The 18,200-nt window shown below is 26.2% G+C and carries 18 protein-coding genes; 5 read left to right on the forward strand and 13 right to left on the reverse strand.

Annotated elements, in window-relative coordinates; all coding sequences use genetic code 11:
- The first annotated feature begins 2 nt into the window (after nucleotides 1-2).
- The 3 genes from ACZ5RS_RS12680 (at nucleotide 3) to ACZ5RS_RS12690 (ending at nucleotide 2,472) form a co-directional block, all read left to right on the forward strand.
- Nucleotides 3-1,280: an L-cysteine desulfidase family protein gene (locus ACZ5RS_RS12680; RefSeq protein ID WP_464636022.1), complete on the forward strand. Its 1,278-nt coding sequence runs from the start codon at nucleotides 3-5 to the stop codon at nucleotides 1,278-1,280.
- Between the two features lie 162 nt (nucleotides 1,281-1,442).
- Nucleotides 1,443-1,655: a hypothetical protein gene (locus ACZ5RS_RS12685; RefSeq protein ID WP_464636024.1), complete on the forward strand. Its 213-nt coding sequence runs from the start codon at nucleotides 1,443-1,445 to the stop codon at nucleotides 1,653-1,655.
- Nucleotides 1,636-2,472, forward strand: coding sequence for an LPO_1073/Vpar_1526 family protein (locus ACZ5RS_RS12690; protein ID WP_464636026.1), 837 nt, complete (start codon nucleotides 1,636-1,638; stop codon nucleotides 2,470-2,472). The genes ACZ5RS_RS12685 and ACZ5RS_RS12690 overlap by 20 nt, the downstream gene beginning before the upstream one ends.
- Before the next feature lie 97 nt (nucleotides 2,473-2,569).
- Here the strand turns inward: ACZ5RS_RS12690 and ACZ5RS_RS12695 are convergent, their stop codons facing one another.
- The 6 genes from ACZ5RS_RS12695 to ACZ5RS_RS12720 form a co-directional block, all read right to left on the reverse strand.
- Nucleotides 2,570-3,439 (reverse strand): alpha/beta hydrolase family protein, encoded by an 870-nt coding sequence (locus ACZ5RS_RS12695; protein ID WP_464636028.1) that lies wholly within the window; start codon nucleotides 3,437-3,439, stop codon nucleotides 2,570-2,572.
- Between the two features lie 135 nt (nucleotides 3,440-3,574).
- Nucleotides 3,575-4,846, reverse strand: coding sequence for a CehA/McbA family metallohydrolase (locus ACZ5RS_RS12700; RefSeq protein WP_464636030.1), 1,272 nt, complete (start codon nucleotides 4,844-4,846; stop codon nucleotides 3,575-3,577).
- Nucleotides 4,847-4,918: 72 nt separating this feature from the next.
- Nucleotides 4,919-6,331, reverse strand: coding sequence for an extracellular solute-binding protein (locus tag ACZ5RS_RS12705; RefSeq protein ID WP_464636032.1), 1,413 nt, complete (start codon nucleotides 6,329-6,331; stop codon nucleotides 4,919-4,921).
- 42 nt (nucleotides 6,332-6,373) lie between these two features.
- Entirely contained in the window at nucleotides 6,374-7,270 is an 897-nt protein-coding gene (locus ACZ5RS_RS12710) for a carbohydrate ABC transporter permease (RefSeq protein WP_464636034.1), read from the reverse strand.
- A complete protein-coding gene (locus ACZ5RS_RS12715; RefSeq protein WP_464636036.1) occupies nucleotides 7,260-8,147 on the reverse strand; it encodes an ABC transporter permease subunit in 888 nt (295 codons plus the stop codon). The genes ACZ5RS_RS12710 and ACZ5RS_RS12715 overlap by 11 nt, the downstream gene beginning before the upstream one ends.
- A 247-nt stretch (nucleotides 8,148-8,394) precedes the next feature.
- The gene (locus ACZ5RS_RS12720) at nucleotides 8,395-9,279 is read right to left on the reverse strand and encodes an AraC family transcriptional regulator (protein ID WP_464636038.1); all 885 of its coding nucleotides are present in this window, start codon (nucleotides 9,277-9,279) and stop codon (nucleotides 8,395-8,397) included.
- Nucleotides 9,280-9,348: 69 nt separating this feature from the next.
- Between ACZ5RS_RS12720 and ACZ5RS_RS12725 the strand changes: the two genes are divergently transcribed.
- Entirely contained in the window at nucleotides 9,349-11,298 is a 1,950-nt protein-coding gene (locus ACZ5RS_RS12725; protein WP_464636040.1) for a DUF5054 domain-containing protein, read from the forward strand.
- 167 nt (nucleotides 11,299-11,465) lie between these two features.
- Here the strand turns inward: ACZ5RS_RS12725 and ACZ5RS_RS12730 are convergent, their stop codons facing one another.
- A complete protein-coding gene (locus ACZ5RS_RS12730; RefSeq protein ID WP_464638959.1) occupies nucleotides 11,466-11,537 on the reverse strand; it encodes a hypothetical protein in 72 nt (23 codons plus the stop codon).
- A 16-nt stretch (nucleotides 11,538-11,553) separates the two neighbouring features.
- A complete protein-coding gene (locus tag ACZ5RS_RS12735) occupies nucleotides 11,554-11,889 on the reverse strand; it encodes a transposase (RefSeq protein WP_464638961.1) in 336 nt (111 codons plus the stop codon).
- Between the two features lie 286 nt (nucleotides 11,890-12,175).
- Between ACZ5RS_RS12735 and ACZ5RS_RS12740 the strand changes: the two genes are divergently transcribed.
- Entirely contained in the window at nucleotides 12,176-12,355 is a 180-nt protein-coding gene (locus tag ACZ5RS_RS12740) for a hypothetical protein (RefSeq protein WP_464636042.1), read from the forward strand.
- 707 nt (nucleotides 12,356-13,062) lie between these two features.
- Here the strand turns inward: ACZ5RS_RS12740 and ACZ5RS_RS12745 are convergent.
- From ACZ5RS_RS12745 to ACZ5RS_RS12765, 5 genes are all read right to left on the reverse strand, one after another.
- Nucleotides 13,063-13,869: a hypothetical protein gene (locus ACZ5RS_RS12745; RefSeq protein ID WP_464636044.1), complete on the reverse strand. Its 807-nt coding sequence runs from the start codon at nucleotides 13,867-13,869 to the stop codon at nucleotides 13,063-13,065.
- Nucleotides 13,870-14,008: 139 nt separating this feature from the next.
- Entirely contained in the window at nucleotides 14,009-15,175 is a 1,167-nt protein-coding gene (locus tag ACZ5RS_RS12750; protein WP_464636046.1) for a nucleotide sugar dehydrogenase, read from the reverse strand.
- 33 nt (nucleotides 15,176-15,208) lie between these two features.
- Nucleotides 15,209-16,243 (reverse strand): mannose-1-phosphate guanylyltransferase, encoded by a 1,035-nt coding sequence (locus ACZ5RS_RS12755; protein WP_464636048.1) that lies wholly within the window; start codon nucleotides 16,241-16,243, stop codon nucleotides 15,209-15,211.
- A 50-nt stretch (nucleotides 16,244-16,293) separates the two neighbouring features.
- Nucleotides 16,294-16,902, reverse strand: a complete 609-nt coding sequence (locus ACZ5RS_RS12760; RefSeq protein WP_464636050.1) for an acyltransferase — start codon at nucleotides 16,900-16,902, stop codon at nucleotides 16,294-16,296.
- 2 nt (nucleotides 16,903-16,904) lie between these two features.
- Nucleotides 16,905-18,200: a lipopolysaccharide biosynthesis protein gene (locus ACZ5RS_RS12765; RefSeq protein WP_464636052.1), complete on the reverse strand. Its 1,296-nt coding sequence runs from the start codon at nucleotides 18,198-18,200 to the stop codon at nucleotides 16,905-16,907.

Below are 18,200 nucleotides of genomic sequence, written 5' to 3' on the forward strand. Positions count from 1 at the left end.
ATGTGGTCTCAGACACAATAATTAATAACTATAAATCAATACTGAAAGAGGAACTAGTTCCTGCCTTAGGTTGTACAGAACCTATAGCACTAGCCTATTGTTCAGCTTTTTGTAGAGATGTTCTATCTTGTATACCAGATAGAATTGTTGCTTATTGCAGCGGAAATATTATTAAAAATGTAAGTGGTGTTGTAGTTCCAAACTGTAATGGCTTAAAAGGTATTAAAGCTGCGATAGCCATTGGAATTATGGGAGGAATAGCAGAAAAAGAACTTGAAGTACTAACTAATGTAACTCAAGCTGATATTGAAAATGCTATTGCCTATTTAGAAAAAGATGTTATTGAAGTTAAACTATTAGAAACAACTCACCCTCTTCATATAATAATTGAATGTTATAAAAAAGAAGATAAAGCTTGTGTTGAAATTGTTGATAGACATACTAATATAGTTAAGATTACAAGTAATGATAAAATCCTATTAGATATCTGTAGTAACAATAATAATAATACTTCTACTAGTTTAACTGATAGATCTATATTAAATATTAAAGATATTGTTGATTTTATAGAAAGTGCAGATTTATCTGATATTGCACCAATTATTGAACAAGAAATAAAATGTAATACAAACATTAGCCAAGAAGGATTAAAAAACAACTGGGGTGCTTGTATTGGTAAAAACTTATTACTCTATTATGGTAATGATATTAATACTAGAGCTAAAGCAGTAGCTGCAGCTGGTAGTGATGCTAGAATGAGTGGATGTACCCTACCTGTTATGATTAACAGTGGTAGTGGGAATCAGGGAATGACAGTATCTTTACCTGTTATAGAATTTGCTAAAGAATGGAAGAAAAATGAAGAGACAACCATTAAAGCTTTAGTTTTAAGCAATTTAGTTGCAATACAACAAAAGTCTCTAATTGGTCCTTTATCTGCTTACTGTGGAGCAATAAACGCTGCTTGTGGTGCAGGAGCTGCTATAACCTGGATGGCTGGTGGTAATATAACTCAAATTGAGAATACTATAACAAATGTACTAGCTAATGTATCAGGCATTATTTGTGATGGAGCAAAACCATCCTGTGCAATAAAAATAGCAAGTGCTGTTGATGCTGCAATTATGGGCTATAATTTAGCTATGCATAATACTGTATTTAAACCTGGTGAAGGTATTGTAAAAAATAATATTCAAGATACAATCGCAGGTGTTGGAGTTATTGCAAGTAAGGGTATGGAAAATACTGATAAAACTATATTATCAATAATGATAAACTAAAAATAAAACTAAATATAAAAAAGAATAAGTAAGAAGGGCATATACCGCTTCTTACTTTTTTTTATTTTAGTATTGATAAAAAGCCCACAAATCTCCTAAATTAATATTTTTTATGTTATAATTTCCTAAATTCAAAATATTAATTTAAAATTGGAGCAATTTATGATGAAAACTATTATTGATTGGATCACGAATAATAAAGAATGGATTTTTAGTGGTTTGGGGATATCAGTATTAGGACTTTTGATAAAAATATTTACTAAAATCACAAATAATAAAAATATACAAAAAATTAAAAATAATTCTAATGGAATTCAAATTGGAGGAAATTTAAATATTAAAAGAGGAGAAACAGATGCAACAAAAGACAAATAATAATTCTAACGCTATTCAAATACAAGGTGATGTTAATATTGGCCTTTCATATAAAGATATAAAAACCATAGTAGAGGATCTTTATGAACAAAATTTCCCGCAATTAGTTAAAGAAGCAGGAAATATAGCTAAGAAAAATATTGATGAATATTACAAAACTTTAGAATCTGATTTAAAACGACAGATAAATAATATTGATATAAATAAATTTATAACCCCGAATACACAATATCTGTTGAACAATTCAATAACAATTGTTGGAAGGAAAGGAAATCAAATTAATTTAAATATGTTATCAGAAGCATTAATATCAGGGCTTAGAAAAAACAATAATGAAATGCTTACAATAGTTTCGGAACAAGCAATAGAAATAATACCAAGATTAACCCCTATTCAAATTCAATTATTAACTTTAATTCAATATATTTCATACATGTATATCGAAAATATAAATGATTTTGCACAAACAGAAGCTGTTAATAATTTAGTTTATAAAATTACTAATAATATTGATGAAAAGGCTGAAAATAGTTTCACTTATTTAACATCCTTAGGAGTTGTTGTTTATAATCAATTTAGATCTGTTAATCCATATAACTCTATTAAAACTCTATATAATACTTCTTTTAAAAATAAAGAAACTTCTGATATCGAATCAATTGTAAAAGAAAAATCTCCTTCTTTGTTTAATATAGCAGAAAAATTTAAGAATTTAAATCTTGGAGTTCTTGAATTAACACCAGTAGGAAAATTAATAGCACTAATTAACTTAAGGCGCATTTTAGGTAATTTAGACTATAAAATTTGGATAAATTAATATTATAAAGAATTAATATAAAATTACCAAAAACACTTCTTCTCTAGATAACAAAGGACTGCAAAAGCAGCCCTTAAAATTTAAATCTATAATTATTTTATAGAGTATCAACAAACCATTGAACAGTCTTTTCTTTTAGTTCATTGTACTTTGTTAAATCACCAGTAAAGATAAGATAAGTATGATCTGCACCTTCAATAGGGATTAACTTACTTAATTTATTAGTACTTAAAGCTTGTACTTTTTCACTATCTGAGAAAGGTACTGTATTATCAATTGTTCCATGGAATGAACCAATTGGAGCTTTAATCTTAGCAGCATAAGCTAATACATCCATATTATCTGCTTGATCAATCCATTCTTTTGATAAAGGTAAAGCATCTCTCCATTCAAAAGTCATTAATGTTTGGCCTGTTTTATTAGCTTCATCTCTCATTTCTGGAGTTGCCATATCACCAATAATTAAAGCACCAGCCCAAGTAGCTACACTTTTATATGTATCATTATCACTTGCAGCTAATAATACATCTGTACCACCTTGTGACCAACCTAATAAACCAATTCTTGCACCATCAATCTCATCCATTTCACTTAGATAATCAGCAACAATTTGAGTTTCTCTTACAGCTTCTTTATTAGTATATAATAAATAACTAGCTGTACTATCGCCACTACCAGGGAAGTCAAATCTTAATGATGCAATACCTGCTTCTGCTAAAGCTGGAGCTAGCATTTTATAACCATCACCTGCTTCATCCTTTTGGCTACCAGTTCCATGTTCCATGATTACTACAGGACAAGGTTCGCTACCTGCAGGAAGTGTTAAGATTGCAGGAATTTGTAAATTTCCAGCATCAATTAAGATTGCTTGTTCAGTTACAGAATCTCTAGGTGTGATATTTGTACTAACACAACTACTCATTAACAATGCAATAATACCTGTTAAAACTAAAATATTTTTCTTCATATTTCATTCTCCTCAATAAGTAGAATAAAATCACTCTATAAAAGATTCAAGCATAAATCATAAAACTTTTATGCTGATATTAAAACATTTTTATTTAAAACTCAAATATTATTAAATAAATTCGATTATAAATAACTAATATAAATAAATTGGATTAGAAATAGCTGCTAAAATTGAAACACCTTCAATCATTTGATAAATTTCAATGCGATAAAATAATCTTTTTTCAATAGGAAAAACCTCATTAAATTTTTCATTGTCTTTCGCTATCCATCTTCTCTCCTCACCTTGATTAGAGATTAGTATTACTTCTTGGTTTTTCTTGATGTTTTTAACTAAAAGTGTACCATTTAAATTTTCTTTATATTTTATAGTTTGACCGACAAAAGCATTATCAATCATAAAATCAATTTGAGGACCATCCAAATAATAAGATAGTGTGCAATTACCATTTTTTATTGCTTTTAATAAATTATCAGGAGATTTAGAGTTTGAATAAATAAATGTTGTAGGACTAGCATAAGTTCTAAATGGAAGCATTTTATGAGTATCAGAGCCTCCAATTATAGGAAGTTTATTACCCTTTGAAATATAAGACTGCCACCATTTGAGGGCTTTCATATTATCTTTTGTCATAAAACCATTCCAAATTTCAATCACATCATACGGAAAATCTTCAAAACCAAAATCCCAAGGACAAAAAGTATCAAAAATATGGTTTAAAGAAATAATACAGCCTTGTGCTTTCATTTCAACAAAAAGCTCTTTCATTTCTTCAAAAGAATTTGTTAAAGGATTAAGAATAAAATCTGTTTTATCTCCAGTAAAAAAGAAATTAGCATGACCTTTATAATTAGTATATTCCATGCCATGTATGATTGATAATTCATTATCACTAAGACTTTCTTTATCTTGTTCAGTATTATTATGATCAGTTAAAGCAATACAATCTAAACCTAATTTTTTACAAAATCCAATTATTTCTTTTGTTTTATATTCACCATCACTATTTACAGTATGCATATGTAAATCACTAGATAACCAAGCATATTTCTTTGGATACAGTTCTATTTTAATTTCAACATCCACGACATCTTTGATTTTATATAGACCAAGAGCTATATACCATTGACCAGGAGTTAAAACAACTTTTTGATATCCTGGAGTTGAAAAAGTTTCACTTATATATATTTTAGTTTTATTAGAACCAGACCATCCTCTAAAATTATTTTCATTATCGAAAAGACCAATATCCACAATATTAATTTCATTATTAGCTGAATCAAATCTTTTATAACTATATTCAAATATTAAATGATCAAATTCTTCTTCAATCATAAAAGGAACTTTTAAATATTCTTTTTGACTATCCTTTGTGTACTTTTTATTTATAATTATTTTTTTCATATCATTCTAATTATAGAAAGATATTGTAAAGAGAATACCTCTCTACAATATCTTTTTAAAAATTATTCCCTTTTAGTAATCAATAATTCCATTATCAATTAATTCTTTTTTTGCACTATTTACAGCAGTATCTATATCAATTTTACCAAACATAAAGTCTGTCATCCACTTAGAAACAACTTTATAATAAGTACTTGTATCAAGAGTACCATTTGCATTTAACATAGGAGCAACTTTTACATCTGCTCTGTTAATTAATGCTAAAGCATCTTCAACGCCAGGATTCATTTCACCTAATTGAGCAAAATCAAAGCTTTTACAAATTGGGAATGGTGCACCATGGTCTTTTGCATGAGAAAGTCCAATATCTGTATAAACAATTTTACCGTTTTCAATATTATAATCATGACCTTCGATACCTGCAGATAATAATAAACCACCTTCAGGAGTTGCAAAGAATTCAATTAATTTAAATGCAGCTTCAGGATTTTCACTGTTTGAAGGAATTGCCCAAAGAGATGCGTTTCCTTGTTCTAGTAAATAAGTACCATCAGGACTAATAGTACCTGGTAATGCTACAACATTGACCTTATCAGGATATGTTCCAGCTTGTTTAGCATTGTTATTATATAAACCAGTCCAAGCAAGCCAATCAGAATCTAATACTATATCTTGTGATTGCCACATCTTATTTCTCATATCACTAGTTTTTCCAGTAAATGATGCAGGATCTAATAAACCTTCTTGATATAAATCTTTTAACCAAATCCAAACTTTCTTAGATGAATCATTTAAATATGGAGCATATTTTTTACCATTAGAGTCAAATGTTACACCTCTTCTAGCTCCAACTGATGAGAACCAAGGTTGTAAATCCCAAATATCTGTCATATAAGCAAACATAGGATAATATGGTTTAACATTTTTTGTATTTTCCATATAATCTTTAACCTTTACCAACATTGCTTTATAATCAGCTAAAGTTTTTAAACTAGAAATATCAATACCAACTTCATCAGTAATAGCTTTATTAACATTAGGAAGTGGATTTATTTCTAATTTATTAAATCCAGCATAATATTTGCCATCAAAAGCAATTTTTTCAAGCTCGTTTTTATCAACATATTGTGAATAAACATCTGAATTATTAATAAAAGATGTAATATCCATAATTGCCTTTTGAGAAGCTAAAGAATACATTTGACTTTGATTTAAATAAATTAAATCATATTTTTCTCCTGCTCCAAGTTTTTGCATAAGAACTTGATCATAGTTTGCAGGAACCTTTTCGAAATCAATACTCAAGCCTGTAGCTTTTTCTAATTCTTGAGTGAACAGCTCATTTTCTTGACTATCCTTACCACCTGTTACATTTGTTAATACTCTAATTTTTACATTTTGATCAGATTCTTTTTGCCCTTGAGCAAAAATCTGTGTAGAAAAAATAATGCTTATAATTAATGTTAAATAAATTAGTTTTTTCATTTTGTTTTATCTCCTTCTAAATAAATTAAATAAATAAAATTATTAACCTTTTATTGCTCCCGTCTTTGCCCCACTCACAAAAGCATTTTGCGAAACAAAATACAGCAATATTAATGGCAATGCAGTAATAACTACAGCAGCCATTTTTGCATTCGCGAATATAAATATATTCCCCGAAGTCGAATTTGAATCAAATAACAGCATTTTTAGGACTACCGGTAATGTCCATTTATCCATATCTGATATCAAAGTTACTACGATAGAAATATTATTCCATCTTCTAATAAATTCTAAAGTTCCTATTGTCAAAACAGCAGAAGTTGACAATCTCATATAAATTGACATAAAGACTCTAAATTCTGAGGCTCCATCCAATTTAGCTGATTCTTCTAATGAAGCAGGAATGCTTAAAAAATAATTTCTCATAATAAATACACTAAAGCCTGTAATCATTCCATTAACAATTAATGCAGCATAAGTATTAATAAGACCTAGTTGCTTATTTACTGAATACAAACCAATCATAGAAAGTTCAGTTGGAATCGCCATTGTTAACATAATGAAGGTTGTTAAATGATTTCTAAAAGGAATATCTCTTTTTGAAATAATATATCCAGCTAAAGATGCCATAAATACATGTAACAAAGTTCCTACCACTGATATATAAAGAGTATTATTAAAAGGATGTTTTAAATTAAAGTTGTTCCATATAAAAGTATATCCATCAAAAGTTGCAGGATTTGGGAATAGTACTAAACCTGGGCTATCTGCATTTGCTCTTGTCGATAAGGAAACAGCAATAACATTTATCATTGGAATAGCCATAATTGCAATCAATAATATTAAAAAAATGGCTAATAATAATCTTACAATAAAGGGAAATCTATCATCATGAACCAATTTATGATTCTTAAATTTTTTGTTTATTCTAGTCTTCATCGAACTTACTTACCTTCCTTATAACAATTGTTATTAAAACAGTACAAAGCATTACTAATGTAGAACCAGAAGAAGCTATACCAGCTTTAAAATTTATAATTCCAGTTTCATATACATAATATAGAAGTGTGGAAATACTCGTAAAATTAGCAGAATTAATCATTACAAAAATCTCATCAAAGTGAGTTAATATACCTAATGTTAATAAAATAAGGATTGTTTTCATTGTAGGAATTAGACAAGGTATAATGATATATTTTATCTGTTGGAATCTATTAGCACTATCAATTTTTGCAGCATCAAAAAGCTGTTTATCAATATCCATAATAGAGATTGTAAACAATAAGCAAAAATAACCTACAGATCTCCAAATACCCATTCCTATAATTAATGGCCTTGCAAAACTTGGTTCAGCCAAAAAGAATATTGGGGAATGATTAAAAAATGTAATAACATGATTTATCACGCCATCTAAATCAAATATTAAAGACCATATACCACCAATAACTGCCCAAGAAAATAAATATGGGATGTATATAATAGTCTGAATAGTATTTTTAATCTTTTTGTAAGAAATTTCATTTAATACCAAGGCTATAAATAAAGAAATAACAAAGTATAAAATACAATCTAATATTCCAATAATTAAAGAATTTCGTAAAGCATTAATAAAATTAGGATCTTTTAATACAAATTTATAATTATCTAAAAATACAAAAGGCCTGTCCCCAATTAAATTGTTAGCTTGAAAACTTAAAATCAAACCCTTTATCAAGGGTAAATAAGAAAAAATAATAAAATATATTGCAACAAAGCTAAATAAAAAATATGCGGATTTATATTTTTTGATTTGCTTTGCTAGCTTTTTATTCTGCATAAGCACTCCATATAATAAAACACTATCTCTTGGATATATGTTATTATAGGCACGCTTGTAAAAAATAGACAAGCATTTTTTTTATTTTTTACAAATATTAATTATTTCTTAACAAAATAAAAACATTTATAAACATATAAAAGCTTATATAGTAAAGAATTATATTATTTTTAAGGATTTTATAAAAGATATTTTACAAGATTATAGAAAATAGACACTTGCATTTAGAGAAAAAATATATTAAATTTTAGACATTATTTAAATGTTTTAAACGATACTCACTAGGTGATATACCTGTATATTGTTTGAAAACTTTGGAAAAATGGGAGGCATTTGTAAACTTTAGTAAATCTGAAATATCTGACAAAGATAATTTATCTTCAAGAATTAAATTCATAGAATATTTAATTTTTTCTTGAATAATAAAACGTTTAGTTGAAAATCCTTCAGAAGCAAAAATGATTCTAGAGATTTGTTTTTCACTTAAATTCATGAATTTTGCTATATCTTTGGGAGCAATATTACTTAGTATATTATCTGAAACAAAATCATTAATTACACTCATTCTATTTTTAGGATGAATAACTGATTTTGGATTTAAGGAATTTTTATACCCAGCTGCTCTTGCCATAGCAATAATAATTCTAGGGACTAAAGATTGAACTACTAATCTATAACCAAATTGTTGCTCATATGCTTCTTCTAAAGCTTTTTCAAAAAGATGAATTACACCAGTATCATCTTTAAAAGGGGTTGCAACTTCTTTATGGAACAACTCAAGCATTTCAACTAATTGATTATCATCTTCGTTAGAGAATTTAAATTTACAATCTAAACTATACTCAATTAACTCATCATTATTAACAGATTTTTGAGCATGAAAGAACCCAGGAGGAGTTATAAAGAATTGTCCCTCTTTTACTATAAAAGATGAAAAATCAGTTTCAACCAAACACTCCCCTTTAGCAATTATATGAAATTCGAAACTAGAATGTGCATGCCTTGATATATACCAATCTTCAATTTTCGTCATAACACGAAACCATTGAACATCAATATCAAGTCCATTGTAATTTGTATTAATTCGAATATCAGATAAGCACCGAGAAGCATTGTATAAATTATTTATCATAAAATTAATTATCTAAAAGAAAAAGAAAAAAAACAAGAGTTTTTTTAACAATAAGGAGAAATATAAAGTATGAGTAAAACAATCCACTTAGTATTCAAAACTCACTTAGATATAGGATTTACAGATCTTTCTGAAAATATAATTTCAGAATACACAAATCATTATATTCCCAAAGCAATAGAAACTATTAAAGAATTAGAAAATAGAGAAGAAAAATTATCTTGGATTACTGGATCTTGGTTAATTGATCACTATTTAAAAGTTTCATCAAAAGAAAAACAAGAAGAATTAGGCTCTTTAATTAAACAAGGATATATTGGTTATCACGGATTACCTTTTACAACTCATACAGAGTTAATGAATACAAGATTATTTAATTATGGATTATCATTATATAAGAACATGGATAAGAAATTTAATAAAGAAACAATTTCTGCAAAAATGACTGATGTTCCAGGTCATACAATAGCTATAGTACCTCTTTTAGCAGCTAGTGGAATTAAATTCTTACATATTGGAGTTAATACAGGAAGCGCAGTCCCAGATGTTCCACCCATTTTCAATTGGGTAGCAGAAGATGGTTCTTCAATTATTGTTCAATATAGTGCTAATTACGGAGCTGAATATCAAATTCCTGGAGTGGATGATTTATTAATAATTGAAAATAATGCTGACAATTGTGAACCTCCATCAGCAAAACAAGTTATTGAAACATATAATAGAATAAAAGAAAAATATCCAGACTATAAAATTATCCCTTCAAATTTAGATAATTATGCTAGGGCGATTTTACCTTATGCTAACCAATTTCCTATTATAAAAGATGAAATTGGTGATACTTGGATACATGGAATCGCAACAGATCCTAAAAAAGTTTATACATATAAAAAACTATTAGCTTATGGTGAAAAATTAATCAAAGAAAAGAAACTTATAGAATATAGTGAGACTTATAATAATTTCTATTCTTCACTATTAATGATACCGGAACATACATGGGGATTAGACACTAAAAAATATCTTCCGGATTATTCTAATTGGAGTATTGAAGAATTTAAAAAAGCTAGAGAAAAAAATGATATTTCTCTAGATAATATTCCTCCAAAATATCAACCTGTAGAAAATTTTACAAAAATTGAATTTGCTAAAGTTTTTAAAAATAATTCAAAAAATAGAGATAATCTTACCTACTCTTTCTTTGAATCATCTCATAAAGAACAGAGAGAATATCTAACAAAAGCAATTAATAGTTTACCAGTAGAATTAAGAGATGGATGGGAAAATGAAGATTATCAAGAACATGTAAGTATTGATAAAATTAGTGTTGATAAAAAAGGAAGAATTGATTTAGGCTATCTAAAATGTCAATTCTCGTATCAAACTTTTAGTACTGAAGACTATAATTTATTCAATAATACATATAATAGAAATTTTAAAGAATCTTGGATTTGGTGCTGTTCTGATTTTGGAAAACCAGGAATGGAATTTGCAAAACCTATACCAATTCATAAGAACTATTATCCAAAAATGACTTCAATGAAAAAAGAAAAAGATAAGAATATCTTTATATTTGAAATGGAGAAAGAAACTCCAAAAAGTTGTCCTACTACGATCAAAATATTTTTATATAAATTAATTGAAAGCAATTCAATTTATATAAAATGTTCTTGGGAAAACAAAGAAGCTTCTAGATTACCAGAAGCAATGTGGTTTTCTTTCTTTACAGAAGAGAAAGAATATAAAATTAAAAAATTCGACTCATATATTGATCCATGTGAAGTTGTTTATAATGGAGCCAAAACTATACATGGGATAGAAGAAATCAAAAGTAAAAATTTAACAATAAAAAACTTAACTACACCTCTAGTTTCTTTAAGTAAAAAAAAGTTACTAGATTTTAATAATAAGTCACCTAAAAAAAATGGTAAATTCCACTTCAATATTTTCAATAATATTTGGGGAACAAATTTCCCACAATGGTATGAAGATAATGGAAGTACAGAATTCATAATAAAATAAGATTTTAAATTAAAACAATAAAGCACTTATTAATTGATAATTACTTCAATTAAAAGTGCTTTAATTTATAATTAATTTTATATAATAGCCCACACAATAAATAGGTACATGTCAAGTAGAAACTGTATTTTTTAAAAACTATAAGATTAATACTCAGTTTCGATATTCTAACGGAGCCGAGTTTTTAATTTTTTCTGAAGTCTATTATTATTAATATAAAAATGAATGTATTTATCTATATCTTTTTTTAATGTTTCAAAATCTTTGCATTTTTTTCAAATAAAACATTTCTGACTTAAGAATTCCAAAGAAGCTTTCAATTGGACCATTATCAATACATTTACCAATACGAAACATACTTTGAATCATATTAGATTCATCTAATTTATTTTTGAATACTTTTGTAGTGTATTGAAAGCCTTTATCACTATAAAAAATTGAAGTAGCATTTGTGTATTTTCTTATAGCTTTATAAAACATTTTAAAGACTAAATAATTATTATTTGTAAAGGAATAGTGATATGTAATAATACTATTATCATAAAGATCTAATATAGAAATAAGATAAAGTTTTTTAGTTTGAGTTGGTATCTTAAGTTACAACTGCAAGCCATTTTTCATTAGGTTTTGAAACTGTAAAATCTCTAGACAATATATTTTTACCTATTTTTTCTGGTTTTGTTTTAACAAATTTATATCTTTTCTTTCCGCTTCATCAAATACCATGTATGAGGTTTCATTATCTTTGATAGCTGTAATACTTAAAATATTTTTTAATATCTCATCTGCTATTTTGGAGAAAGTTCATTAGTAGCTTTAATAAACTAATTAGATAGATTCTGCTCACTAACATCTATACCAAAAAGTCTAAAACCAGATGACAAGTTGTAAGGAGATAATCCGTAGAAAATATTTATCAATAATTGAAGTTGTTATTAAATTATTACTAGTAAGACCTCCAGAAATAAATCTATCTTTAGAAGTTAGAAAACAAATTATTGTTTTTGTATTTTCCCCATTTATTTTATTTGATTCTATTTCACAATTTAGGCAATAAAACTTTAGCATTTGTTCTCTAATAATTTCTAATAAATTCTAATGATTTTTCTAATAATTTAATATATTGAGTTTGACTATTAATATTTAACAGTAGTAAATTACTAAATCATTTAGTGCATTCTTTATTAGACAAATCAACTATTACTTCTTTATCTTCATCTTCTTTTAATTTATTAATTACTGATTCACTTTGTTTAAGTGTCTTAACGCTTATAGAATATCATCATCTTTATAAAAATCAAATAAATCAAAATATTTTTTAGAAATATTAAATAATTTTCTATATTTTTCAATTTAACTACCGAATCCAATAAATAAAGATAATCTAAGTTTTTCATCTACTATTCATATAGGTATAGCAATAACGAGATTATTTTCAGGTAAATTAGTTACTATTTCTTGAGGTTTTGAAATTTTATTTCCGATTAAAAACATTCTAAATAAAATATATTTTATTATTACTTTGTTTTTTTCTAGAATAGTAAAACAAAACTAAAATCCAATACATAACAAATAAAGACAAGAAGAATACAATATAAATCCAGAAACTTCAAAAAAACTCTACACCTCCCTAAAATACATAAACAAATAAAAAAAAACAACAGTATAAACATACCAATCACAAATTATCGAAATTAAAAACAATTAACACATAGAGTTCGGTCTATTTCCATTGTAATAGTTTGTAACGATTAATATCAAAAATCAAGTTATTAATGACCTTGACTCTAACCAATCTGCAATTTCGGACTTAAACTCTCTAATACGATTAATATTCTCCTTACTTTTCATATGATTGATCATATTATTGTATTTCTGTTTCATCCATTCATATTTATCTAATACTCGTGTATTATCTTTATATTTAATCAAGTTACTCTGAATAAGACTTTCAAGACTCTCAATATATGATAACTGCTGAAACTCATCATCAAACTCACTAAGAGCAGAGGAAAAATAGTTTAAATAAAATTCCCCATCATCATCTTCTTTAACAAAATGTTTCAAATATTTAGATTCATCTTCTGAACTATGATGAGTTACATGATTCTCACAACCTTTTTGAAGGACTTTTTTATCAATGATAATTCGAGGATACGTTGCTTTCTTTTCAAGTTCAACCGCTTGAATTACAGCGGGTCCAAAAACTCTAGTGTCGCTATGGAAACACTTACCTAAAGAAATACCTCCACGAATTAAGTATCCATATTGAAGTAATTCAATAATTAGGTATAACAATCCAATTAAGGTATAGAATACTTCACTTTTCTCATTAATGAGAAAAGAAATAATTATTGAATCTGAGAACTGAATTACCTCCCTATTCTTATTCATTGGACTCTCGTTATCTGCAATATCAATTATCAAATCAAGTGCAGATTGAATTTTATTAAAATTCTCTATATTTGTTGAATAGTCAGTATTTATCGAATCATAAACATGATTTTTAAATCCAAGAATATCAATAAAAGCAACTATTCTTTCACTATAATCACTATCATTATTTCCCATTAGCACTACATCCCATAATATATCACTCCAAACTCACCTCAACACTAGACTTGTAAGACTTGACTAATACTAGGTTCTTGCTCCCTGAGTATAAACTGTGTATTTTCCCCCAGTTAGCCTCAAAATTTAATTAAAAAAATTAATCTCTACTAAATAAATCTCTTGTATAAATTTTTTCTTTAACATCTTTTATTTCATCAGTAATTCTATTTACAACAATAATATCACTAATATTTTTAAATTCATCAAGATTTTTGATTACTTTTGAATTAAAAAAATCAACTTCTTTTAATGCGGGTTCATATACTACAACTTCTATTCCTTTTGCTTTAATCCTTTTCATTACACCTTGAATTGCAGAATGTCTGAAATTATCAGAATTAGTTTTCATTGTTAATCTATATATACCAACAACTTTTGGATTTCTCTTTAAAATCATATCTGAAATATGATCTTTTCTTGTTCTGTTAGCATCAACAATTGCACTCATAATATTTTGAGGAACATCACTATAATTTGCTAATAATTGTTTTGTATCTTTCGGTAAACAATATCCTCCATAACCAAATGAAGGATTATTATAATGTGTACCAATTCTAGGATCTAAAGAAACACCTTCAATTATTTGTTTAGAATCTAATCCTCTAATTTCAGCATATGAATCTAATTCATTAAAATAAGCAACTCTTAAAGCCAAATAAGTATTTGCAAATAATTTTATAGCTTCAGCTTCTGTTGAATCTGTAAATAAGGTAGGAATATCTTTTTTTATAGCACCTTCTTGTAATAAAGAAGCAAAAACTCTAGCTCTTTCTGATTTCTCTCCAACAACTATTCTTGAAGGATAGAGATTATCATATAAAGCTCTACCTTCCCTTAAAAATTCTGGAGAAAAAATAATATTTTCAGTACTATATTTTTCTCTCATATTTTTAGTAAACCCAACAGGTACTGTTGATTTAATAATCATAACTGAATTTTCATTAATTTTTAAAACATTTTCTATTGAATTCTCTACTGAACTAGTATCAAAATAATTCAAATTAGGGTCATAATTAGTAGGAGTGGAAATAATAGTAAAATCAGCATTATAAAATGCAACATTTTTATCAGTAGTTGCAAATAAATTTAAATCTTTTTTTAATAAATAAGCTTCTATTTCTTCATCTATAATTGGAGATTTATTATTGTTAATCATTTTAACTTTTTCTTCAATAATATCTAATGCTACTACTTCATTATTTTGTGCTAATAAAACAGCATTCGATAAACCAACATAACCAATACCTACTATAGCTATTTTCATTTATAATTCTACCTTACTATTATAATCATTAGATTATCTAATTCTATAATCATCTCGGGATTCTAATACCTTTACAATTTTTTTTACTTGCTGTGAATTATTTCTTTTGCAAATTAATAAAGCATCTTTTGTATCAATAATTATTAGATCATTAAGACCAATTAAGGAAACTAATTTTCCACTATCAGTATGTATAATATTATTAGAAGAATCGATTACTATAGATTCACCATGAATAATATTGGAATTTTTATCTTTATTAAATACTTCGTAAAAAGAATCAAAACATCCTAAATCATTCCATCCAATATCAACAGGAACAACGACAATGTTTTTACTTTTTTCAATAAGACCATAATCAATCGATATTTTTTCTTCTATTAAACTAAATGCATCATCAATTGAACGACTTGATTTAAAAGCACTATAAATATTAGGAGAAAAAAGTTTTACTTCATTAATAAAAAAATCAGAATCAAACATAAAAATACCAGCATTCCATAAATATCCTAAATTTACATATTTAATTGCTTTTTCATAACTAGGTTTTTCAATAAATTTATCCACATAATAACCTGTTCCAACTTTTTTACCAGGTGAAATATAACCATATCCTGTATTTGGAGAATTTGATTTAATTCCAAAAGTAACAATTGAATTTTGTACTAAATTCTCAGATTTTTTTATTATTTCTATAAATTCTTTTTCATTTTCTATAATATGATCTGAAGGAAAAACAACTACAGAATCTTTATTTTTTTTTGATATTTCAAAAACACCTGCATAAATCGCAGGTAAAGTATTTTTAGCCTCTGGTTCAATCAAAATATTATCAATATTAAAGTTGACTTTTAATTCTTCTATATCCTTTAAAATTAAATTTTTATATTTTTTACTTGTAATAATATAAATATTATCTATTTCAACTAGTTTTAAACTTCGATAAAATGTCTTCTGAAATAAAGTCAAATTATAGCTATACAATTTTAAAAATTGTTTTGGAATTTGATTCCTGCTTAATGGCCACAATCTAGTTCCACTTCCTCCAGCTAAAATTATTATTTTCATTATTTAATTTATCTCCTTCTTTTTAAATAAATAAATCAAAATTACTTCCACTATTGTTTTGAACCTCGTTTTTTAATTACACTAGCAGGAACTCCAACAGCTACAGAATATGGAGGAATATTTTTATTTACTACTGAATTTGCTCCTATAACAGAGCCTTTCCCAATAGTGACACCATCCAATACTCTAACTCCACTGCCTAACCAAACATCATCTTCTATAATAATTCCTTTTGAAGTAACTCCTTGTGTAAAAATATATTTTGTAATATCTGAAAACACATGAGAATTACCTACCATTGAACAACCTGTAGCTATTCTAACACCATTACCTATAATTATATTCTTTTCTCCACCATATAACAAACAAAAAGAATTTAAAGTTGAATTATTTCCAATTTTTATTAACCCATCAGAAGCTTTGATATATGTAAATTCATGAATAATTGTATTTGAACCAATAATAATTCCTTTATCTTTACTATTCTCAGCATTTAATTTTGCAAAATCATGAATTACTACACCATCATATAATTCAATTTTATTTGTTCCTAGCAAAATACTTTTATTAGATATTACAACATGAGCTCCCTTAACTTTTAATTTTAATCCAAATAAATTGCTATACAACTTTTTGAAAACTTTTTTTACTAATTTCATATTTAAATAATATTCCTTTTCTGAATTCTTGTTAATTTAAAAGAAGATTTTTTTAAAAGAATTATTTGAGTAACAAGCCAAAAAATATAAGCTAAAACATTTGCCTTAGCAATACCTATAGTCCCAAAATTATAAGCAGCACAAAAATACAAAATAATTGTAAAAATACCTGAAGGCAAAGTACTATATAAAAAATACTTTTTTGCGTCATACTTTAAAATTAAATAAATACTTAATGGCCTAATACTATTTACAATCGTAACTCCTAATACAATATAAAATGAATATAAATAAATAATATCAATACTATCGGTTACAAATAAAGACAAATAGTATTTTCCAAAAAAAACAAATCCAAGAAATTGCATAATTGCAAAAAAAATAGATACAATAAAAAATTTTGTTGTTACTTCGTTCTCTTCAGACTCATCAGTAATATTGGCCAATGCAATACTTGTATTTTTTTGAAGGACTTGAAATAAAATAATAAAATAATTTGAACTATTTAAAGCTATAGAATAATTACCAATATCAATCATTGATACAAAAAAACCTAATATAAAGGGGTCAATTCCATATATAAAATTTGTTATCACTCCTGTAAAATGAGTCCAAATAGAATATTCAAACAAACTTTTTTTTATATAAACGAAAGAATATTTAAAATCATATTTTATTTTAAATTGCTTATAGTTTGAAATAAAATAAAAATAAAATAAAACACTTTGAATAAAACAAAACAATAAATCTCTTAATAAAACAATATATATTGAAGGAAATATTATTAACAATAAGGAAATCATAAAACGAAACATTTTAGCAATAAGAAATATTTTTGTTATAGCCTTCTGATTAAAATCAACCTCAAAAACTACCCTTATAGTTGCACTTAATTGGTTAAGTAAATATACTAATCCATTGCTAATCATCACGATAAGAAATATAGATTTATCAGTCTTTACCCATACTATTAAACCTACAACAATATTCAAAAAGAAAAGAATAAAACCTTTTATTATATTAAATTTTAAAAAACTATTAATGCATTCATTTAAATTATTTACATCTTTTTTTAATCTATTATACTCTTTAAAAAGATAATTTTCTGGAGCAATATTTATTATATTAAAAATAATCATATAACTAGCAGCATACGATATTATTCCATAACTTTCTCTTGCCAAATAACGTGTCACAATTATACTAGATAATAAACTAATAATAATATCAAATATTTTTTCAACAATACTGTATTTTATTGAATGCAATATTTTAGTACTAAAATCTTTTTTTAACAT

The sequence above is a fragment of the Pleomorphochaeta caudata genome, assembly GCF_055395745.1.